This window comes from Pseudomonadota bacterium (genome assembly GCA_037200975.1).
Classification (GTDB): Bacteria; Pseudomonadota; Gammaproteobacteria; order Steroidobacterales; family Steroidobacteraceae; genus CADEED01.
Genome location: JBBCGI010000001.1, coordinates 2105113 through 2126318, shown reverse-complemented (window position 1 = coordinate 2126318; position 21206 = coordinate 2105113). Strand labels below are relative to the sequence as shown.

The window sequence follows — 21206 nt, the reverse complement described above, 5'->3', positions numbered from 1 at the left end:
CGATTCGCGAGAACGTTTCCAAAAAGATTGCGACGCGATCGCGCACGGACATTTGCAGCCGATCTCACGCGGCGGGGACTAGTGTTTATAGACCGGTGCATTCTGCCGCAATTACAGGTGGAATTTGTAGGCAGGGTTTGTAGTAAGTCCGTCCGAAGAATATTTTCGCCGATGAGGTCTGCAGGTGAGAGAAAACCGGCAGTCGTGACACTTAATACAAATGGCTCGTGCGAACGCGACGAGTCGATGGCGCGTCACGCGCGTCGCAGATCCCGGAAATCGCTGAGTAGATAGTTCGCCAGCCGCCGCTGGCGTTCAGGGAAAGCCGCTGGTACGCACCACGAAACTCGACCACACGGCGGATGCAGCCGTGCCGCGCGTGCGCAGCTGCGCCACTCGCAAGGCATCGGCCGCGTGCCCGGACACCCGGTAGGCGGCATAGAACTCTTCCATGAAGCGCGCGGTCAACGCGTCTTCGACCGGCCACAACGAGCCGATGACCGTGTGCGAGCCGTTCGCCAGGAACCCGTAGGTCAGTCCGAGCACGCCCTCGCCGCGCAGTTCGCGGCCGTCGCCCGTGGCGCAACCGCTCAGCACCACGACGTCGGCGCGTAGTCCGCTGCGCGCGATGTCATCGGCGGTGAGGCGATCGGCAGCCAGTGGAGTGCCGTCGGCCGCGAATTCGGTCAGGAACAATGCCGACTGCTCCGGCGCATCCTTGCGCGCCACGGCGTGCGTGGCGAAATGCAACACGTCGAGATCGCGCGTCGGCAGTTCGATCACTCGCCGCACGGTCGCATTGAAGCCGGTGAGCTCGATGACTTCGGCGCCCTCGAAGGCGCGTGCCACCGCGCGCGCTTCGATGGCGGAATAGGGCAGGCGGGCGAATCCGGTGACGGGCTCTTCGCCGCCGCGATAGGTGACCTGATCCCGCGCGGCCACCGTCAGACGGCGGTCGTCCGGCGTATAGACGGGATCGGAGATTACGGCCACGCGGGTGTGTTGCGATGCGCTGTGCACAGACGGCCGCATCGCGAGCGCCAGCGAAGGCGCGGCGGTCAGCACGAAGCGGTCGATGAGCAGCTCGCGCGGTTGGCCGTGCGGCATGGTCAACGCGGCGAACGGCAGGCCGTTGAGAGGACCGTCCGGCAGGATCAGCAGCCGCTTGGCGCTGACGCCGTTGAGCAGGTTGCCCAACAAGGGCGCGAATGCTTCATTCGACGGCGTATCGAGACGCGATCTCTGGCGCCGCACGAAATCGCCGACCAGACCTTGCAGCGCGCGCCGGCCGGGCAACGTCACGTGCCGCAGCTCGGTGCGCGTCAGCAACCAGCCGTGCGAGCGCACGTCGCCGACGAAATACGCCAGCACGGCGGTATCCGCCGGCAACGCGGCCTGCACCGCGGCGCGCGATTCGGCGATCGCCAGACCGGAACTGGATTGCACTCCACGGCTCAGGCTGCGCGCCTCGAGACGCGCGCGGGTTTCGTCGATTCGACGACGCAACTCGAGCAACGCGTCCTCGCTCATGTTTGGCTTGCGCGTGCGCCTTTCGAGATCCACCTGCAGGGCGGTCATCTGTTCGCGCAGCCGATCGATCTGTTCGTCGTGCGGAACGGCGCCCGCATGTTCGCTGTGTGTCAGACGATCGGCCAGCGAACGGGCGCGAATCGCTTCGGCGGTGCGAAACGCTTTCCAGATCGCACCCGGATCTTTCGGGCTCGCGCCCGCGAGGTCCACTTCGATGCGCGCCTCATAAGGTGCGTAACTCGCTGACAGAAAGCGCGCTCGTGTTTCCGGGTTGGCCGCTTTCACGCGGATCCCGGTCTCGATCCGCACCGCCGTGTCGGCGGCGTGGGCGGCGCCCCTGGTGTCGCCCGCTTCGAGCAACGCGAGCGCCAGCGCGGAGCTGGTGTCGATGCGATTGAAGTCGAGCTTGAGTCGCTCGTAGATCGCATCCGCCGCGTGCAGGTCGTCGAGGGCTTCGCGATTGCGATGTTGACGCAGTCGCAACCGCGCACGTTCGGCAATTGCATCGGCGCGAGTGGATTCGTCGGTCGTGCGCATCACCTCGGACAACGTCGTCTCGGCCCCACGCAGGTCCCCCAGAGTGCCGAGCTCGCCGGCGATCAACACCCGGGTACGGTCGATGGTTATCCCGTTCTTGTCGCGTTTCTCCGCGCTGCGCAGATATTCGAGCGCCAGGTCGTGCTGGCCGAGCTCGGCCGCGGCATTTCCGGCGAGCCGCAGCGCGGAGACGTGTCCGTCCCGATCCTGTGAGCGTTCGTACAGCGGCAGTGCGCTTTCGATCGTCGCCAGTGCGCGTTCGACATTGCCCGAGCGGAACTGAATCGCCGCCAGCGCGCCGAGCTCGCGCGCCGTCTGGCTTTCGTCGCCGCGCGAGGAAAAAAGGTCGAGCGCTTCGGTATGCAGAACCAGCGCGCGATCGAACTCGCCCAGCGCGATGAGCGAGTAGCCGAGGTTGCTGATGATGGTCGCGTACATGTCCGGATTCCGGTCGCGCTCGATCAGCGGCAGCAGGTCGCCATACATCGCCGCCGCCTTCACCACGTCGCCCTTGTGCTGGGCGATGAAGGCGAGGTTGTGGATGGCGGCCGCCTGGAAGAATTTGTCGTCACGCGCACGCGCGCGCACGAGCAGCTTCTCGTAGAGGCGTGTGTTCAGATCCGTGCGGCCGAGAATCGATTCGCGGATACAACCCAGATTGATCGCGTACATCGCGTCGGTCTGAAGGCCGTGCAACTCGAAAAACTTCTGTGCGTCCTGCATCCGTTCCGCGGCCTTGTCGAGCAGCGCACGCTGCTCGGTGCGCGGCACATCCGGGCTCATCTTTGCGGCGAGGTTGAATTCGTGCAGGCCGAGCAGCATCGCGGCCCGTTTTTCCCCGACCTCGTCGTCCGTCTGTCTGAAATGCGCCAGCGCATCCTCGGCCGTGCGGCGCCCTGATTCGAAATCGAACAACAGGTTGAATTCGACCCAGCCACGCTGGTACTCGGCCTCGGCCAGCGACTGGATATCGTTGGCGGCGCGGAAGTGCGCGGCCGCCTGACGCAGCGGAGCGATGGCCGCCCGCCACGATCCGGTGTCGGATTTCGCGACCAGCTCACTGCTCCTGCCCAGTTCCTCGAAGCCGAGCAGCCGTTCGTCCGGCGGCGCGTCGGCTGCCGCCGCCGGCCAGCGCAACACGCGTATCGCGGCCGCGCCCCGCCAGCCGCGCTGGTCGATGCTGGACAAGGTCAGGCGCACCACGGCGGGCTGCTCGAGGCTAACTACCAGCCGGTGCAGCCCGTGGCGTAGAAACGCATCGGTGAGTTCCGCGTGCCTCGTCGCGGCATCCACCTTGACGCGCAGATCGATGTCGCGTTCGCGGATCTCGAGCAGATAGACACCCGCCCGCAACTGCCGGGTCACCACCTGGGGCTTGTTGCCTTCGATGTTGAGTTCGGTGGAGTACTCGACCAGCGGCTCCGTGTCGAAGCCACTCGTGCATCCGGAAAGGCAAAGCACCCAGGCAGTGCAGAAACTCTGGAGCAGGCGAAGCCGCAGGGGCGATGTGTTCTTGGGAGCCAAACCCGGCCTTTGCGCTTGGGTGGCGCGAATCTTCGATGTTGTGGGGCCAATGTTTACAGGCACCTGCGCGCGGCCGCAATCGCGGCTAGAAAAAGTAGGCAGGGTTTGTAGTAACTCCTTGATTGAAAATAGTTTGTGGTTATGACAGCGCAAGGTGAGAGAAACCCTGAAGTCGTGACACTACATAGGAGACCGCCGCAAAGCCCCATGGAAAGTCAGGTCCGGATGAATAGCGCCGACGTTTTTTCCCTCGAGTTCGACATGCTGACGCGGACCTCGTCACTGGCGAAAATCCTCGAGCGTTTCCGCGGCGGCCAGCTCGGCGCCAGCACTCATCGACAGCTGCTGCTCGAGCTCAACCATGTGATCAATGTGCACTCACGTCTGCGCGAAGTCGCAGCCGACGTGGTGCCCCCAGAGGACTGGTCCGCGTGGCAAGACCTTTTATCGGTCCCCGCGCTGGCCTTTGAACAAGGACGTTCCTTTCTCGACGACCTGCGGTCGCTCGGGCTCAATGCCCTCGACAGCGTGTCGCTCACACCACTTCCCCAGACCATCGCGCTTGCCGCCTATGCCCACTACCAGCTGGTGGAACGCGCGACGGTGGGACTGGTGGGTTACCTGTGGTTCTTCGAACGGATGCCGCGCCTGCTCTATCCGCTGTGGGGTGAGGCGTGCCGCCGTGGTGGCGTTCCGGAGAAGGCGCTCCACGCGCTCGCAGAAGGATCGGTGGTAGACGAAGCACGCGACGCGCAGGTGATCAATTGCTGCCAGCAGATCGTTCGCAAGCCGCGCGATCTGGGGCTCGCGACGCAAAGCCTGCATGACACCGCGGAGTTGTTCGCCACGATGTTGGACGCCGCATTGCAGCGGGCCGAGCGGCGCCATCAGCCCGCGGCGGACAGCGGTGCGGCCAACAGCGGGATTGGGCGCGTCGCCTAGGGAAGCCCGCCAGGGCTCATTCTTTCCGTTTAGTATCCGCGCGTGATTTACCTCATCGACGCGTCGGTCTACGTATTCCGCGCTTATTACTCCATGCCGCCGGACATGACAGACCGCGATGGCAATCCCGCACATGCAACCTTCGGCTTCGCGCGTTTCCTCGGCGACCTGATCGAACGCGCGCAACCGCGTTACATGGCGGTCGCCTTCGACGAGAGCCTGTCTACCTCGTTCCGCAACCGGATCTTTCCCGCCTACAAGGCCAATCGCGATCCGCCGCCGGCCGATCTCAAGTTGCAATTCGAGCGTTGCCAGGAATTCTGCCGGCATGCAGGCATCCCCGCGTTCAGCCATGCCGAATACGAAGCCGACGACATCGTCGGCACGCTGGCGACCCGCTGCCGGCGCGAGGGTCTGCCCGCGACCCTCGTGACCCGTGACAAGGATTTCGCGCAGCTCATCCGCGAGAACGACGTGTATTGGGATTACACCGACAACGCCAGTTATCGGTATCACCAGATCGAAGACCGCTTCGGCGTCGCGCCCGAGCGTTTCGCGGATTTCCTGGCGCTCATGGGCGACAGTGTCGACAACATCAAGGGCGTGCCCGGTGTCGGCTCCGTCACCGCCGCGGCGTTGATGAAGGAATTCGTGTCGCTCGAAGAGCTCTACGACAATCTCGATCGCGTTGCCGAAATCAAGGTGCGCGGCGCGAGCAAACTAGCCGCGAAACTCGCCGAGCATCGCGAGGCCGCTTTCCTGGCGCGACGCCTCACCGAGATCGCCTGCGACATGCCGCTCACCGTGCAGCGCCACGAGCTGTCGCGCCGCGCGCCCGACGTGACTGCGCTCACCTCATTCTTCGATCGCCACAATTTCGGCCCGCTGCTGCGCAAGCAGGCCGAGCGGCTGGCATTGCTGCCGCTGTCGTTTCAACAGGCAGGTGCGGCGGCCTGACTACCGCTCGACTGCTTCGTCGCGGCGCTTGTCCGACGGAATCGTCACCCTGCCGCCGATCGAATCGTGTTCGATGTCGCCGGAGCTGTCGTCACTCACCGTGAAATCGCCGCTGATGTTCACGGCGAAGATGCTGCCCGAACTGTCCGAGTCGACCACGAAGCTGCCCTTGACGTTTTCCGCGCGGATGTCGCCCGAGCTGTCCTGCTCGACCCGGACGTTCCCGGCGACCGTCTCGACATGGATATCGCCCGAGCTGTCCTGCACCACGTCCACGTCGCCGCGGACACCCTCGATCTCTATATCGCCCGAGCTGTCGCGGACCCGCACGCTGCCGGCGGAATCGACTTCGAGATCGCCCGAGCTGTCGTTGACGTCGGCGAGATCGGCGATCCGGCTGATTTCCAGATCGCCCGAACTGTCCTGCACCTGCAGCGCCTTGAGATCCTCGAAGACGGCGTCGCCGCTGGAATCCGTCGCCTCGACCGGAAGGTTGGAGGGCAACGCGATGCCGATGTCTATGTATGCGTATTCGCCGCGGCCCCAATTCCAGCCGCCGTCGTTCTGCGGCATTGCAGTCTCGACGTAAACCACGTTGCCTTCGCGGCGCACGGTGATCTGTGTGCCGTCCAGCAATTCCTGCTTGGCGGCGCAGGCGACTCCACGAGCTTCGATGCGCACGGCATTGCCGCGGCCGACGACTTTCATGTCGCCAGCGCCCGTGCGGATCACGACTTTTTCGACGCCCTTGGCATCGATGCCGGCGGAACGATCGGCGCGGAAATCACAGTCGCCCCACGCGAAAGCGGTGGCCGGACCCGCGGCAAGGAGGATCAACCAGTATCTGGAACGCATGCGATTTCTCCCGGATTGCGAGGCTTGTGTTCTTGAGACTGCCCAGAGACCGTTTGGGTTTACAGGACCGCGCAATTCATACGGTATCCTCCGCCCGTGAGCGACCAAAACATCAAATCCGTTCTCATCGAAGAGCGAAGTTTCCCCCCTTCCGCCGAATTCACCTCCACAGCCCGCCTGAAGCCCGCGGACGTGGCGCGGTTGCGGGCCGAAGCGGCCATGGATCACGAGGGTTTCTGGGCTCGGCAGGCGCGTAGCGAGTTGCGCTGGCACAAGCCGTTCTCGGTGACGCTGGACAGCTCGGACGCGCCGAACTACCGCTGGTTCGGCGACGGCGAGCTCAACGTCTCCTATAACTGTCTCGACGTGCACCTCGAGGAGCGTGGTCACAAGACCGCCCTCACGTTCGTCGGCGAGCCGGGCGACGTGCGTCACGTGTCGTATCGCGAATTACACGCCGACGTGTGCCGCTTCGCCAATGCGCTGCTCGCGCAGGGCGTGAAGGCCGGCGATCGGGTCGTCATCTACATGCCGATGACGCCCGAGGCCATCGTGGCAATGCACGCCTGCGCGCGTATCGGCGCTGTGCATTCGGTGGTATTCGGCGGCTTTTCGGCGCTGTCGCTCAAGGATCGCATCGAGGACGCCGGCGCCGTGGTGCTGGTGACCGCGGACGGCGGCTGGCGCGGTGGCAAGGCCATCGAACTCAAGGAAGCCGCGGACAAGGCGCTCGCCAGCGGCTGCCCGACCATTCGCCATGTCATCGTGCTCAAGCGCACCGCGCAGGACATTTCGATGTATCCCGGGCGCGACTTGTGGTGGCACGACCTGGTCGATGGCCAGACGCCCGTATGCGAGCCGGTGTGGGTCGATGCCGAGCATCCGCTGTTCCTGCTGTACACCTCGGGCTCCACCGGCAAGCCGAAAGGCATCCAGCACTGCAGCGCAGGCTATCTACTCGGCGCGAAACTCACCACCAAGTGGGTATTCGACGTCAACGAAGATGACGTCTTCTGGTGCACGGCCGACATCGGCTGGGTGACCGGGCACAGCTACGTCGCCTACGGGCCGCTCGCCGCGGGCGCCACCGTCGTCATCTACGAAGGCGCGCCGACCTTCCCGCACGCGGGGCGTTTCTGGCAGATCATCGAGTCGCTCGGCGTGACGATCTTCTACACCGCGCCTACCGCGATCCGCGCGTTGATGAAACTCGGCGACGACATCCCCGCGCGTTACGACCTGACGAAGCTCAGGTTGTTAGGCTCGGTGGGCGAGCCCATCAATCCCGAAGCCTGGATGTGGTACCACGAACACGTCGGCCGCGGCCGCTGTCCGATCGTCGATACCTGGTGGCAGACCGAAACCGGCGGCATCATGATTTCGCCGCTGCCGGGTTACACCGCTACCAAGCCGGGTTCGTGCACGCAGCCGCTGCCGGGGATCGACGCCACCATCGTCGACGCGCGCGGCGATGAAGTGCAGGGCGCCGCTGCCGGCGGTTATCTCGTCATCCGCAAACCCTGGCCGTCGATGCTGCGCACGATCTGGGGCGACAACGAGCGTTATCTCAAGACCTACTGGGAGACCTTCCAGAACCGCTACTACGTCGCGGGAGACTCCGCGCACCGCGACAAGGACGGTTACTTCTGGATCATGGGCCGCATCGACGACGTGCTGAACGTCGCCGGGCACCGGCTCGGCACGATGGAGATCGAATCCGCGCTGGTGGCGCATCCGAAGGTCGCCGAGGCGGCCGTGGTCGGCAAGCCGCACGACATCAAGGGCGAATCCGTGTTCGCGTTCGTGGTGCTGCGCGGCGATCGCCCGACGGGCCCCAGGGTCGAAGCGTTCACGAAGGAACTGCGCGACTGGGTGACCGAGCAGTTGGGCGCGATCGCGCGGCCCGACGACATCCGTTTCGCCGACAACCTGCCGAAGACGCGCTCGGGCAAGATCATGCGCCGCCTGCTGCGTGCCATCGCGCGCAACGAGGACATCACGCAGGACCTGTCGACGCTCGAGAATCCCGCCATCATCGAGCAGCTGCGCGGCGACGAAGGCGCGCAGCCCGCCGCGAAGAAAACCGCACCGAAGAAAAAGGCTCTCCCGCCCCGCAAGAAGGGGAAGAAGACGGCGAAAAAGGCCAAGGCCGCGAAGAAACCCGTCGCCCGCGCCCGCGCCAGCGCCAAAACCCGCAAGGTTGCAACGAAGCGGCCGAAGCCGTTGAAGCGCGCGAAGCCCGTGCGCAAGGCGCCGCGAAAGAAACCGGCGGGCGCCCGGCGCAAGAAGTAGCCCGCCCGGTCCCTCAGTCCTTGCCGCTCACGAGGCTCAGCACGGCGGCGAAATGGCAGGCGACGCCGCCGAGCACGAACAGATGCCACACGGCGTGCGTGTAGCGGCGCGATTTCCAGATGTAGAAAGGCACACCGCCGGTGTACAGCAATCCGCCGGCGCCGATCCACGCGATTTCCGCCGTCGTCAGGCTCGCGCGCAGCGGCTGGATCGCGACCACGATGAGCCAGCCCATCCCGAGATACAGGATGGTCGACAGTCGCGGGTAGCGGAAGCCGACCGTGGTCTTCGCGACGATGCCGAGCACCGCGAGAGTCCACACCACGCCGAACAGCGACCATCCCCACGCGCCCTGCATGGCCACCAGAGTGAACGGCGTGTAGGTTCCCGCGATCAGTAGATAGATCGCCGAATGGTCGAGCTTGCGCAGGTACAGCTTGCGTTCGGGCGAACGCTCCCAGTGATAGATCACCGAAGTCGCGAACATGGCGAAGGCGGTCACGCCGAATACCATGGCGCCGGCCAGGCGCAAAGGGTCGCCGGCGGCGGCCCAGGCCAGCCAGGGAATCGCGATCGCGCAGGCCACGATGCCGAGCCCGGCAGTGAGCGCATGCGCGAATTCCTCGGGACGGGAATAGGCGGGGCGCGAGTGAGAAGGGACGGCGGTTGTCACCCGCCGGAGCTTATGCCAGCCGCGCGCCGCGGCGTTATCTCACCTCACCGGCTTGCAGTCTGCCCGGCCTCCGGATACTCGGCTTTCGGCAGCTGCACTTCGCCGGTCAGGATGCGCTTGAGGTAGTCGGGCGCGATCAGGTGGCAATACTGGCGGCCGTTGTTGCCGTTCTTCGAGCCCACGCGCAGGTTTGGGCCCTCGCCGCGCAGGGTCTTGGCGCGGATGCGCAGCGTGCCGCCGGCGTCCGTCTGCACCATGGTGAAAGTTTCGAGCCACTGGGCTTCGTTCGCGGACTGTTCATCCGGATCGAGCAGTACCGCGATCGGCCCCTTGAACGGCATCTTCTTCTTTTGCCGGTCGGTGAGTGTCAGCATCACGGCGTCGAGCGTGCGGCGGTTCAGCCGCGCGCAGGTGGTGGATTCACCGGCGGCAGTCGCGCCATATTCGGCACGGATGCGCTCGGCGCTGTGCAACTTGCAGGAAATCATGCGCGGCTTCAGGTGCTGCTGATCGGCGTAACCCACGAACTGCAGCGTCTCGAGCGGTTTCACCTGCGGCGAGGCGCGCGAAAAGGCCTGGAAGTCGGTTACCACCACGTTGCGGGCGGGAACGCGCGCGGTCGCTATTTCCTTCTGCGCAGCGGCGCAGTAGTCGTTGAGCGCCGGCAGCGTCAGCGGCTGGCCGACCACGACGGGGCGCCGGTCGCTGGCGCATCCCGCCAGCGCGAGCCCGAGTGAAAGACAAGCTGCATTGCGCACCGTAAGCTTGAGCCAGTTGCGGGCAGTGGTTTTCATGGGCGCATTACCCCCGTTAGAGAAGAGTGTTCGATGCAGCACGAAACAAGACGACCTGTGCAGCGCGGGGCATTCTGGCGTTACGTCATGTCCGGTTTCGTGGGCGCAGTTCTCATGACGGCGAGCTCGTTGGCGGCGGAGCCGCGTCCATTTGTCATAGCGCATCGCGGCGCCAGCGGGTATGTGCCCGAACACACACTCGCTGGCTACTTCATCGCGATCACTCAGGGAGCGGACTACGTCGAACCCGATCTCGTGATTTCGAAAGACGGTGCGCTGCTGGCGCGCCATGAAAACGAAATCGGCGGCACCACCGATGTCGCCTCGCACCCCGAGTTCGCCGCGCGCAAGGCCACCAAGTCCATCGACGGCGAGCAGGTCACCGGCTGGTTCACCGAGGACTTCACGCTCGCCGAGTTGAAGACCCTGCGCGCGCGCGAACGGTTGCCGGAACTGCGGCGCGCGAATACGCGCTACGACGGCGTGTTCGAAATCCCGACCTTCGACGAAGTGCTCGACCTGGTGGCCGCCGCCGATGCGCAGCGCGCCCAACTCGCGCGCGACGCGGGCAAGCCGCCGCCGCCGCGCATCGGGGTCTATCCGGAAACCAAGCATCCGAGCTACTTCGCAACACTCGGTCTGCATTTCGACGACCGGATGCTCGCGTCGCTCGAACGCCACGGCTACAGCAAACGCTCGGATCCGGTCTGCCTGCAGTCCTTCGAGGTCGGAAATCTCAAGACGCTGCGCGGCCGCACGGATTTGCCGCTGGTGCAGCTCGTCGCGCCCGCCGGCCAACCGTTTGATTTCACGCTGGCCGGCGACCGGCGTACCTACCTCGACATGATGTCGGACGCGGGTCTGACGGAGATCGCCACCTATGCCGATGCCATCGGCCCGCACAAGGGAATGGTGGTCCAGTTTTCGGGACGTACCCCCGTAGATAGCGGCCTGGCGAGGCGCGCGCGCGCCAAGGCGTTGGGAATCCACGTCTGGACGTTGCGCGCGGAGAACGAATTCCTGCCAGTTGATCTAAGATCGGCGGGCGACGCAGCCGCGCACGGTGATCTCGCCGCCGAGATCCACGCGCTGCTCGACGCGGGAATCACCGGTTTCTTTTCGGATCACCCCGACCTTGCCGTGCGCGCGCGCGACGAGTGGTGGGCCAGCAAATAAGAAGGGAGTACGAACATGGTCGAGAAATGCACCAAGGCTCTTTGTATTGCGTTCCTGTTGTTGCAGGTCGCCGCCGAACTGGTTTGATGGTCCGTTGATGCCGCAACCGTTTCATCTCGCCATTCCGGTTCACGACCTGGCCGCGGCGCGGGGTTTCTATGGTGAACTCTTCGGCTGCCCGGAGGGGCGCAGCAGTTCCGAATGGGTGGACTTCGATTTTTTCGGCCACCAGGTGGTTGCGCACCTCGACCCAGCGAAGAAAAAACATGTCCACCACAACGAGGTAGATGGGCACGATGTGCCCGTGCCGCATTTCGGCGTCGTCATGGAGTGGGAAACGTGGCACAAGCTCGCCGAGCGCCTGCGTAGTCTCGGGACGCGCTTCGAAATCGAACCGGGTATCCGCTTCGCCGGGCAGGTGGGCGAGCAGGCGACCATGTTCCTGTACGACCCGTCCGGCAACGCGCTCGAATTCAAGACCTTCAGGGATCCTTCGCGGCTGTTCGCGAAGTAGTTGGAGGGGTCGTCGCGCGCGTGCGCGCGAGGCCGAGGCGCACCAGTTTCGCGGTCACGCGCTCGCTGAAATTTTCCGGCCGGCCGAGCTTCAACCTTTCCAGGCAGCCGTCATCTTCGTGGCGCGCCGGCGTGAACAACGCCCGCGCGATCGTACCGAGCCGCGCTGTTTTTCCCGCGGTGTGGTCCTTGAGCCAGCGCAACGCCCGGGCCAGATCCACCTCCTCGCGCGTGAGATCGGTGCCGAACGGATACTCGGAGAACAGACCGGCCGCACGCTGGGCCGCAAAGGATTGTTCGAGCCGCGCGGGCAGGTTTTGCCGGTACTGCTCCGGAATCCGGTAACCCGCATCGATCTTGTGGGCGCGTTTGGCGGCCGCCAGCAGATCTTCCTGAAAACGCGAGTCCGCGATATTCAACATGGCGGCGACGCATTCGCCATCGGTGCGGCCGCGCAGATCGGCGATGCCGTATTCGGTGATGGCGACGTCGCGCAGATGGCGCGGGATGGTCGTGTGACCATAAGAGGTCACGATGTTCGAGGTGACCTTGCCGTCCTTGCGACGCGTCGAACGCACGCACAACACGGAACGTGCGCCAGGCAGCGCGTGCGCCATCGCCACGAAGTTGTACTGGCCGCCGACGCCCGAGACCACGCGTCCATCTTCCAGGCCGTCGGAAACCGCGGCGCCGAGCGTGGTCAGCATCATCGCCGTGTTGACGAAGCGTGAATGGCAGCGCTGGGCGATGCGCAGCTCCTGGTCGCTGCCGTACAGCTGGTTGATGTAGCCGACGCTGCGCATGTCGAACAGGCGGCGCTCCGATTCCGGCAAGTCGCGCAGCGCCGCATAAAATGCGCGCGGACCCAGCAGGAAACCCGCATGCATGACGGTGCCGCCCTGCAGCTCGAGGCCCAGGCAGTCGCGCGCGAGCGCAGCGCGGGTTTTCGCGCTCGACAGGTCCGCATCGATGCACGCGCCATCGGGCGAAACGATCGCGCCCTGGTCGAAGCGGGTCTCGCTGCGCAGGATGCCGGCGGCCTTGAGCGCGGCGACGTCGACGGCCTGGAGCCGTGGCCCCGCTCCCGCGGCCAGCAGTCCTTCGAGCAGCGCCTCGTCCACACGTGTGCTCGAGCCGTTCGCCGCGAGAGCCCGTTGTAGCGGTAGATAGTCGTAGACGCGGCGCCGCAGGATGCCGGCGCGATACAGGTCGAGCATCTGGTCGACGAACATTTCGGTGGCGCCGAACAGGCCTGCGGTGAAGGATTCCCGGCCGCCGCAGCTGTCGATCAGTGGTGCGGCGCGCTCGGTACCGGCGTCGCGCAGCGCGCGCCGCCAGGCATCGTTCTGCTGGTGCCGCAACAGCAGCGAGTAGACGATGGAGTCGCCGAGCTCGCCAATGCCGATCTGCAGCGTGCCCGCGTCGTGCACCAGCGCGCTGGCGTGTAATCCAATGGCGTGGTCCACCGTGGAGAGGGAAGGGTTCGGCGGCGCGTACAGGTCGTAGTCGTAACGCGAGTGATCGAGCAGCAGGTCGAACGCGTCCGGCCCCGCATTCGCCGCGCCGAGCATGAACGGCATCTCGCGGTGCACCTGCCCCACCATCACGATCGCATGCCCCGCGGCGCGCAGCTTCGCGATCTCGGGCATGAGATCGATGGTCACGTCCGGATTGCTGCCGAGGCTGATCTCGGCGGCTCCGCCCGCATTGCGCCGCGCGACGACGTGTGCGATCACGTTGACGCCGCGCTGGAGCAGGTCGCGCGCGACGTGCGTGTAGTTTGCCGAAAGATAGTGCGACTGGGCGTGGGCCGATCCGAGCAGCGCCCCCGGTTCGAGGAAGAATTCGATGACGTGCACGTTGGGCGGCACCGTGCCCTTGCGCACCGCGGTGAGGTAATCGAGCTCGGGGTAGTTGCCGAAGATACGTGCTGCCAGCGGCTCGATGAACCGCCGCTCGAGATCGCTGCCGCCGGTCGGCTTGCGCAGGCTCAGCGCCGTCACGATGGTCAGATCGAGCGTCGCATCGCCGCGCGCGCGGCGGAAGAACTCGTTGGCGATGAGATTGGGTTTACCGATTCCCAGCGGCAATGCAAGACACACCCGCTTGCCGACCCGACGCAACGTTTCCTCGACTATCTCGCCCACATCGTCAAACATTTGCGGCATGCCGCTACACTACCTGCGTTCGCGCGAGGGTCAATTCAAATGAATGCGCCAACGAATCTGAAAACACCGGCGCTCGACCCGATGACGCTCGTGCCCCGCACCGGATCCGGTTATCCCGAGCCGTATCGTTCGCGTGTCGTGCCGCGCGAGAAACGCGCGCTCGGCAATGCGCTCGGGCTCATGAAGATCGGTATCAATCACACGACCTTGCCGCCCGGCAAGGAATCGTCGATGCGCCACTGGCATTCACACGAGGAGGAATTCGTCTTCGTGCTGAGCGGGGAGGTGGTGTTGCGTACCGATGCGGGCGAGCAGGTGCTCACGGCTGGGATGTGTTGCGGATTTCCGCCCGGCAAGGCGGATGGGCATCAGCTCATCAATCGCAGCGGCGCGCCCGCGGTGTATCTCGAGGTGAGCAATCGCGATCCGGCCGACGAGGCGGAATACCCGGACATCGATCTCGTGTATCGGGGCGGCGTGTTTACCCGCCGGGACGGCAGCAAGTTCTGAAGGCGCGGATTCCGGGCTGCCGTTATTGCAGCGTGGGCAGCTGCGAGATCACGCGCGCTTCGCCTTCGAGCGGTGCCGCTCGCCACAACGTGAAGCGCTGGTTGACCTGCGACGCCAGGGCGTTCGCGATGTTGCGATGATCGAATCCGGGTAGTTTGCTCAGGTGCGAGAGCAGGTCGTGCCGGGTCGCCAGCTCCTGGCCGATGAGTACCCCGGCGTTGCCGGCACCCGCGAGCACGAAAAAATATTCCTCGGAAAGGTTCACGCCCTGGGTCATCACGATGGAGACCTCGCGCAATTCGGCCCAGCGGACGAATTCGCTGTCGCCGCGCGCCAGCCGCCGCAGTACGCCCTCATCGGTGATCTGCAGGTCTTCACCGCGTTTGCGCAGCTCCCAGGTGAGCAGCCAGGGTTCGAACGCGAAGATGAGAAAGAACGTGAAAGCAATGCCCGGCAGCCACCAGCTGGTGATGTTCACCCACGCGGGGTAGGACGACAGCAGCGCGACGGCGAGCGAGATCGCGACCCATACGCGTCTCATGGAACCAGTGCCGGCCATGACTGGTTACCTGGCGGCCCTGATCAGCGCAACCTTGTATTGCAGCTTCACTTCGTCGCCCACCCACTCGGTGGATTTCCAGTCGCCCTGGCCGATGCCGTAATCGAGGCGCTTGAGCGTGATTTCACCCGAAATCTCCGCGCCGGTCGCCGTGGTCTTGATCGTCAACGGCACACGCAGATCCTTCGTCACGCCATGCAGCGTGAGTTTGCCGACGGCCTCGACGCCTTTGGCACCCTGGGCAAACGTGGACGCAACGAACTGCGCGGTTGGAAATTTCTTCGGGTCGAGCAGGTCGGCGCTGGCGAGTGTGTCGTTGCGGTCCTTGTCCTGCGTCTCGAACGACCCGGTCTGCACCGTGACCTTGAGCGAGCTCGCGGCGAGATTCTTCTCGTCATAGTCGAGGACGGTCGTGAATTGCCTGAACTCGCCATGGTCCTCGGCACCGGCTTGCTGGAAGGAGAAGTTCAGGGTACTGCCGGCGGGCGCCTGTACGTAGTGGGCGATTCCGGCCGCAACCGCGGGTCTGGCCGGCGCCGGGGGCTCCGCTGCAGAGGCGGCGTTGACGACGATGGCGGTAGCCAGGGCCGAGACGGCGACATAGTTAGTCATGGTGTCACTTGACGCCGCCGAAGGGCAACATGCGCTTCAATACGTCGTTCCGGTCGATGAAATGATGCTTGAGTGCTCCAGCGATGTGCAGCGCCGCGACGCCGACCAGCAATGCGAACAGCAGGTGGTGGACACGGTTCATGAGGTCGAACATGTACTCGCTCTTGCCGACCAGGTTCGGGAACGCGAACAGGTTGAACCAGCTGACGGTGTAGGTCTTCGCCGAGGACATCAGCCAGCCGGTGATCGGCATCGCGAAGATCAGTGCGTAGAGCAGGACGTGGGAGAGTTTCGCGAGTACTCGCTCCCACGGTTTCGTTTCCGCGCTCAGATCGGGAACTGGATTCAGCCAGCGCCACACCAACCGGATGATCGCCAGCATCAGGATCGTCATGCCGAAGGACTTGTGATAACCCAGCGCCTTGAATTTCGCGAACCCGGTCAGCGCTTCCGCGCGTTCCGCGATGATCCATTGATTGATGATCAGCAGCACGATGAGCCAATGCAGCGCCTTCGAGAGCGCTCCCCAGGATCGTGTCGTGTTGCGAAAAGTCATGCCGGGTAAGCTAGCCGGTGCGCAGGGTTCGGGTCAAAGCCACGGAAGAGAGAGGCACATGCCATGAGCAGGTTTTCCGCGGGATCCGGTTCCCGGCTTGTTACAACTGTCATGGTATTGGCACTGTGCGCATGTCAGACAACGCCACCGGTGGTCGAAACACCGCCGCCCGCGCCACCGGGCCAGCAATCCACGGCGATTCCCGCGGGCGCGCACGAATACAAAGTGATCGCGGAAGAATCGCTGCTGCAGATCCTGGTGTATCGCGGTGGCACACTGGCCCGGCTGGGGCATAACCACGTGATCGCGTCGCATCATCTCGCGGGCAGCGTCTATCTCACCGGCGATCTGACGCAGACCCGTTTCGAAATTGCGTTTCCCGTCGCCGAACTGACCATCGACGAGCCGGCGATGCGCGAGATGGCGGGCGCGGATTTTCCGCCAGGTGTTCCGCAGAGCGCGCGCGACGGCACGCGCAGCAACATGTTGTCGGAGGCTTTGCTCGACGCCGCAAGATATCCGGCCGTGCGGCTGCGTGCCACATCAGTGTTGGCCACCGGCGAGACCTTCGACGTGGACGTCGAGATCACGCTCAAGGACCAGGTCCATCACGTGCGCGTGCCGATGCAGGTGAATCGCCAGGTTGGAGCCATATCCGCGAGCGGCGAGTTTCCGCTCAAGCAATCGGACCTCGGATTGAAACCCTTCAGCGCGGCGCTGGGTGCGCTGCTGGTCGTGGATGAGATGCGCGTGCGGTTCGATGTGCACGCGCGGGAGTAGCGCAGGGTGGAGGACCGGAAGTCGGTGTCAGGTGGGACTTGTTTTCGCAAGTCCCACCTGACACCGACTTCCGTGCCTCTCGAGACCTAACTAACGACCGAGCTCCGCCAGCAGGGCGTCGGCGTCGTAGACCTTCGACAACGCCTCCTTGATGATCGCCGGATGCACGGCGATGGCGCGGTTCTTCGCGGTGTCGAACCAGTACGAGCCCGAGATCGAATGGATGTTGCCGTCGAACAGCAGCCCCACGATTTCGCCCTTCGCGTTGATCAACGCGCTGCCCGAATTTCCGCCGACGATGTCGTTGTTGGTGGAAAGGTCGAACGGCGTGTTCATGTCGAGCTTGTCCTTGACGCGCAGCCAGCTGTCCGGAATGCGGAACGGATCCGCGCCGGTCGCACGCTCGAAGGCGCGCGCCAGGCGGGTGAACGGCGGGACCGGCTTGCCGTTTTCGGTCCAGCCCTGAACGGTGCCCCAGTTCAGGCGCAGCGTGAACGTCGCATCCGGATACACGCTGGTCCCGAGCGCGGCGAACCGGGCCTTGGCCAGGCGCTCCGTGGCGGAACGGATCGGCGCCTCGACGCTGTCATCGTAGGTTTTGCGAATGGCGCGGCGGCCGGGCTCGATGGTGCGCGCCATCACGATGAACGGATCGGTCGATTCGGCGATCGCCTTCGAGCCGCCTTTCCACAGCGCGAGGCGCACGGCCGGGTCGGCGAGCTTCGTTTCACCCACGAGCCGTTTGGCGAGGCCAGCGGGAGATTCCTTCGACAACAACTGGTGCACCACTTCATGATCCGGCCCCAGCCATTCCCGCATACGCTCCAGACCCATGCTCAGGCGCAGGATCTCGATTTCCGGGTAGATAGGCACGGCGGCACCGAGCTGCTGCTCGATGCGCGGCAGTTCGCCATCGGTGTACTCGCGCAGCCGTTCGCCATTGGGCTTGTCGCGTTCGGCGGCGCCGCGCACCAGCGAGCGCGCGAAGGTGGCGAGACGGCCGGGGAACCCCGCACCGGACTCGACGTACGTCAGCGGCTGCGTCATCCCCCGCTCCACGGCCAGCGCGGCTTCGATTTCCTTCCACGGATCGCCGATTTCCTTCCTGAGCGCCGGGCTGGCGGCGATCTTCTTCTGCAGCGCCTGCTGCTCGGCGGTCTTCGCCGCGAACAACGCGTCCTCGTTGAGCGCGTCGAGCTGCTTGCGGCGCACCTTGATGGAATTCTCGACGCTGTTGAGCAGGTCGGCGGCGATGCGCTCGTTGGTCGGGTTCTGTGCCGAGAACTGGATGAGCCGGCCGCGATACTCCGAATTGCGCAACAACCACTGCGGGATGTCGACGGCGCGCTGCTCCTTGAGCTGCGCGACGGTGAGCAGGCGGTCGGTCGACCCGGGATGGCCCGACACGAACACCGCTTCGCCGGCCGCGGGACCGGCGAAGTTGATCTTCATGTAGTCAGGCGTGACGGCCGGCTTGCCGTCCTGGTAAGCGCGCAATACACCCATGTCGATGTTCCAGCGCGGGAACTGGAAGTTGTCCGGATCGCCGCCGAACGAGGCGATCGCCGCCTCGGGCGCGAACACGATGCGCAGGTCGGTGTAGCGCCGGTACTTGTACAGCCAGTACTGGCCGCCGTCGTACAACGTGACGGCCTGGCACTTGAGCTTCGTCGTCGCTTCGCATTCGCTTTCGAGGCGTGTCAGCGTGGCCTTGCGGATGTCGTTCGCCGCCGCCTCCGGTTTCCCGGCCGTGGCCGCATTCACCGTGGCGGTGATGTCGTCGGTGGCGGTGAGTACATCCGCGATCTGCGTCTGGCATTTCTTTTCTTCTTCGTGGGTCTTCGCCAGGAAGCCGTCTTCCACCAGGCTTTTTTCCTTCGAAGACAGATCCGCGAGGCAGGCCTCGACGCAGTGATGATTGGTGAGGATCAGCCCTTCGCCGGAAATGAACGAAGCGGTGCAGTTCGACAGGCGAACGGTCGCGGTGCGCACGCGATCGAGCCAGGCCTGGTCGATATTCGTCTTGAGCGCGGCGTTCGCCTTCGCCAACGGAAAGCCATGAAAAGTCCACATGCCCTCATCGGCCTTTACCGATGAGCAAAACAAAACCATCAATGCGGCGACGGCCGCGTAGACAGATCGAATCATTGGGGAAACTCCGTGAAATACGTGCCGCTGGTGCGGACTGTGAGGCGGATTATCCTCACTTTCGGCCGCACGCGCATGGGCGGAATGCCGCGTGAGCCTCTCGCCTCGGCGCGCGCACGGTGACTAGTCGACGGCGTTGATCAGCAGAAGATGGGTGCCTTCGGGCGCTTCGAGCAGCGCGTTGTGGCGCGGGTCGAGGCCACGCGGCAGATCCTCGGACAATTCGCAGCCGAGCGCGCGCAGGCGTTCGATGCGCTCCCCCATGTCGGCCGCGGCGAACACCAGCATCGGCACGTCGAGCATGCGCGGGCGGTGTACGGCCAGATCGACGTGATCGCTGGTCATCGACATGCGCAGGTACGGCGTTTCACTTTCATCGAGCGCCACGAAACCGAGCGGCTCCCAGAATTCGCGCATCGGCTGGAATTCGCCGGCGGGCATGCTGATCTCGGCGAAGTCGCCGCACAGCGAGCTCTCGCCGCGTTCACGCTCGCCGGCAAAATGCGTCGGCGCTTCCTGCACGCGTACGGCCTGGCCGGACGGGTCGAAGAAGCCCAGTTCGTTGAAGGCGTCTTCCCCGACGCGTTTCCACGCGAGCTCGATGCCGTGTTTCTCGATGATGTGTGCGTGCGTTGCCACGTTCGCGTGCACGTACGTAAGAATGGGCGACGGAAATTTGAACTGGTGCAGTCCGAGAAAAAGTTTGCCGTCGGTCAGCACGCCGTACGGATGCTGCCAGGTGTCGGTGGTGCCGCAATGAGTGAAGCCGAGCCGTTCGTAGAAGGCCACCGACTCCGCGATGTCCGGCGTCTCGATGCTGATTTCGTGGAACTTTCCTAGCACTGGCGCGCAAGTCTACGCGGGCGGTCCGGCCTTGCCTATGCGCGGATTCGCGAAATTTTCCAGCGCCTTGAGTCCGACGACACCGACACCGGTCAGCGCCGCGCCGATCGCGCAAAACCACAGCGCCGGCAACCAGCTCGTGGCCGGCACATATCCCATGGCCTGTACGGCCAGTGCCGACAGCGCCAGCTGCGAGAAACCGAAGACGCTCGACGCGACGCCGGTGTAGTTCGGCGCGAGACGGATGCCGTGTGCGATGACGTGCGGCAACGTGAGGCCCTGGCCGAAAGAGAACACCATCATCGGCGCGAACACGTACAGCGGATGCGTGAAGCCCAGCAGGACCAGTGCCAGCGCCACGAGCGCGCCGATGAATTGCAGCGCGAGGCCGGCGTTCATCTGCACGGCGACCCGCGCCTGTGCGCCCGCGCGCGACACCAGCAGGTTGCCGAAGAAGAATCCCACGGCGAGGAACAGGTAGTAGAGGCCGAAGCGGTCGGCGGGCATGTGCTGCACCGTCACCATGACGTGTGGTGCCATGGAGACGAACACGAAGAACAATGCGTAGATGAGCGCAGCCTCGAGCACATACCCGGCGAACGCGGGCCGCGCGATGACGGCGCGCGATTCGCGCCACAACACGGCGAAGCTGTGCGAATTCGCGTTGGCGGCGCGTGTCTCGGGCAGCCATGCGAAGCAGGCGGCGGAAATTGCGACGGCGGCGGCCGCGAGCATCAGGAAACCGGATCGCCAGCCCGAGTAACGCGCGATCAATCCGCCCGCATACGGCGCGAGCGACGTGCCGAGCACCAGCGCCATGGTGAGGATGGCGTACATGCGCGCGAGCTCGCGTTCGTGGAACAGGTCGCCGACGCTGGCGCGCGACACCGTGATGCCGGCGCCTCCGGCCGCACCCTGCGCGATGCGCGCCAGCACGAACCAGCCCATGGTCGGCGCGATGTAACACAGCAGGGCGGCGACACCGGACAACGCGACGCCGCCGATGAGTATCGGGCGCCGGCCGAAACGATCCGCGAGCGGCCCCGACACGAGCACGCCCACCGCGAACGCCACTAGATAGGTAGTGAAGGTGAGCTGCGTGGCGCCGGCGTCGACGCCGTAGAACTCACCGATCTGCGGCAGCGCCGGCAGGAACAGGTAGTTGCCCACCGACCCGATGGCGCTGCAGGCCCCCAGCAGCGGAATGAGATGGCGTGCGCGCACGCTCACGCGTGCG

17 protein-coding genes and 1 pseudogene are annotated in these 21206 nt (G+C 64.8%); 7 read left to right on the top strand and 11 right to left on the bottom strand.

The genetic code is table 11. From position 1 onward, the window contains the following. Window positions 1–315: 315 nt before the first annotated feature. Window positions 316–3591: a CHAT domain-containing protein gene (locus WDO72_09380; protein ID MEJ0085882.1), complete on the bottom strand. Its 3276-nt coding sequence runs from the start codon at window positions 3589–3591 to the stop codon at window positions 316–318. A 225-nt stretch (window positions 3592–3816) separates the two neighbouring features. On the opposite strand from WDO72_09380, the gene WDO72_09375 reads away from it, so the two are divergent. Next, entirely contained in the window at window positions 3817–4533 is a 717-nt protein-coding gene (locus tag WDO72_09375) for an iron-containing redox enzyme family protein (GenBank protein MEJ0085881.1), read from the top strand. Between the two features lie 42 nt (window positions 4534–4575). Next, on the top strand, window positions 4576–5490 hold the full coding sequence (locus WDO72_09370) for a 5'-3' exonuclease H3TH domain-containing protein (protein MEJ0085880.1): 915 nt from the start codon (window positions 4576–4578) through the stop codon (window positions 5488–5490). On the opposite strand, the gene WDO72_09365 is transcribed toward WDO72_09370, so the two are convergent. Then, the gene (locus WDO72_09365) at window positions 5491–6345 is read right to left on the bottom strand and encodes a DUF4097 family beta strand repeat-containing protein (protein ID MEJ0085879.1); all 855 of its coding nucleotides are present in this window, start codon (window positions 6343–6345) and stop codon (window positions 5491–5493) included. It abuts the gene before it with no gap. A 96-nt stretch (window positions 6346–6441) separates the two neighbouring features. On the opposite strand from WDO72_09365, the pseudogene acs reads away from it, so the two are divergent. Continuing rightward, window positions 6442–8397: pseudogene (gene acs / locus WDO72_09360) on the top strand (acetate--CoA ligase). A gap of 253 nt (window positions 8398–8650) precedes the next feature. Here the strand turns inward: acs and WDO72_09355 are convergent. After that, window positions 8651–9310, bottom strand: coding sequence for a hemolysin III family protein (locus tag WDO72_09355; protein ID MEJ0085878.1), 660 nt, complete (start codon window positions 9308–9310; stop codon window positions 8651–8653). 44 nt (window positions 9311–9354) lie between these two features. Then, window positions 9355–10104 carry a hypothetical protein gene (locus tag WDO72_09350; GenBank protein ID MEJ0085877.1) on the bottom strand — a complete coding sequence of 250 codons (750 nt, stop codon included), beginning with the start codon at window positions 10102–10104 and terminating at the stop codon, window positions 9355–9357. A gap of 33 nt (window positions 10105–10137) precedes the next feature. On the opposite strand from WDO72_09350, the gene WDO72_09345 reads away from it, so the two are divergent. Both WDO72_09345 and WDO72_09340 read left to right on the top strand, forming a co-directional pair. Beyond that, window positions 10138–11280, top strand: a complete 1143-nt coding sequence (locus WDO72_09345) for a glycerophosphodiester phosphodiesterase (protein ID MEJ0085876.1) — start codon at window positions 10138–10140, stop codon at window positions 11278–11280. A 94-nt stretch (window positions 11281–11374) separates the two neighbouring features. After that, window positions 11375–11794: a VOC family protein gene (locus WDO72_09340; protein ID MEJ0085875.1), complete on the top strand. Its 420-nt coding sequence runs from the start codon at window positions 11375–11377 to the stop codon at window positions 11792–11794. On the opposite strand, the gene WDO72_09335 is transcribed toward WDO72_09340, so the two are convergent. Continuing rightward, window positions 11763–13952 (bottom strand): acetyl-CoA hydrolase/transferase C-terminal domain-containing protein, encoded by a 2190-nt coding sequence (locus WDO72_09335; GenBank protein MEJ0085874.1) that lies wholly within the window; start codon window positions 13950–13952, stop codon window positions 11763–11765. The genes WDO72_09340 and WDO72_09335 overlap by 32 nt on opposite strands. Before the next feature lie 48 nt (window positions 13953–14000). Here WDO72_09335 and WDO72_09330 point away from each other — a divergent pair, with 48 nt between their 5' ends. Further along, complete coding sequence (locus WDO72_09330) at window positions 14001–14471, top strand: cupin domain-containing protein (protein MEJ0085873.1); 471 nt, start codon at window positions 14001–14003, stop codon at window positions 14469–14471. 22 nt (window positions 14472–14493) lie between these two features. Here the strand turns inward: WDO72_09330 and WDO72_09325 are convergent, their stop codons facing one another. Genes WDO72_09325 through WDO72_09315 form a run of 3 tightly spaced genes read right to left on the bottom strand, consistent with a single transcriptional unit; the run spans window position 14494 to window position 16198 of the window. Next, the gene (locus WDO72_09325; GenBank protein MEJ0085872.1) at window positions 14494–15012 is read right to left on the bottom strand and encodes a hypothetical protein; all 519 of its coding nucleotides are present in this window, start codon (window positions 15010–15012) and stop codon (window positions 14494–14496) included. Window positions 15013–15036: 24 nt separating this feature from the next. Further along, the gene (locus WDO72_09320; protein ID MEJ0085871.1) at window positions 15037–15642 is read right to left on the bottom strand and encodes a YceI family protein; all 606 of its coding nucleotides are present in this window, start codon (window positions 15640–15642) and stop codon (window positions 15037–15039) included. Between the two features lie 4 nt (window positions 15643–15646). Then, the gene (locus tag WDO72_09315) at window positions 15647–16198 is read right to left on the bottom strand and encodes a cytochrome b (GenBank protein ID MEJ0085870.1); all 552 of its coding nucleotides are present in this window, start codon (window positions 16196–16198) and stop codon (window positions 15647–15649) included. A 150-nt stretch (window positions 16199–16348) separates the two neighbouring features. On the opposite strand from WDO72_09315, the gene WDO72_09310 reads away from it, so the two are divergent. Next, window positions 16349–16978 carry a YceI family protein gene (locus WDO72_09310; protein ID MEJ0085869.1) on the top strand — a complete coding sequence of 210 codons (630 nt, stop codon included), beginning with the start codon at window positions 16349–16351 and terminating at the stop codon, window positions 16976–16978. Between the two features lie 90 nt (window positions 16979–17068). Here the strand turns inward: WDO72_09310 and WDO72_09305 are convergent, their stop codons facing one another. The 3 genes from WDO72_09305 to WDO72_09295 form a co-directional block, all read right to left on the bottom strand. Further along, window positions 17069–19126, bottom strand: a complete 2058-nt coding sequence (locus WDO72_09305) for a S46 family peptidase (GenBank protein ID MEJ0085868.1) — start codon at window positions 19124–19126, stop codon at window positions 17069–17071. 123 nt (window positions 19127–19249) lie between these two features. Continuing rightward, a complete protein-coding gene (locus WDO72_09300; protein ID MEJ0085867.1) occupies window positions 19250–19969 on the bottom strand; it encodes a hypothetical protein in 720 nt (239 codons plus the stop codon). Window positions 19970–19981: 12 nt separating this feature from the next. Continuing rightward, on the bottom strand, window positions 19982–21199 hold the full coding sequence (locus WDO72_09295) for a multidrug effflux MFS transporter (GenBank protein ID MEJ0085866.1): 1218 nt from the start codon (window positions 21197–21199) through the stop codon (window positions 19982–19984). Window positions 21200–21206 lie beyond the last annotated feature (7 nt).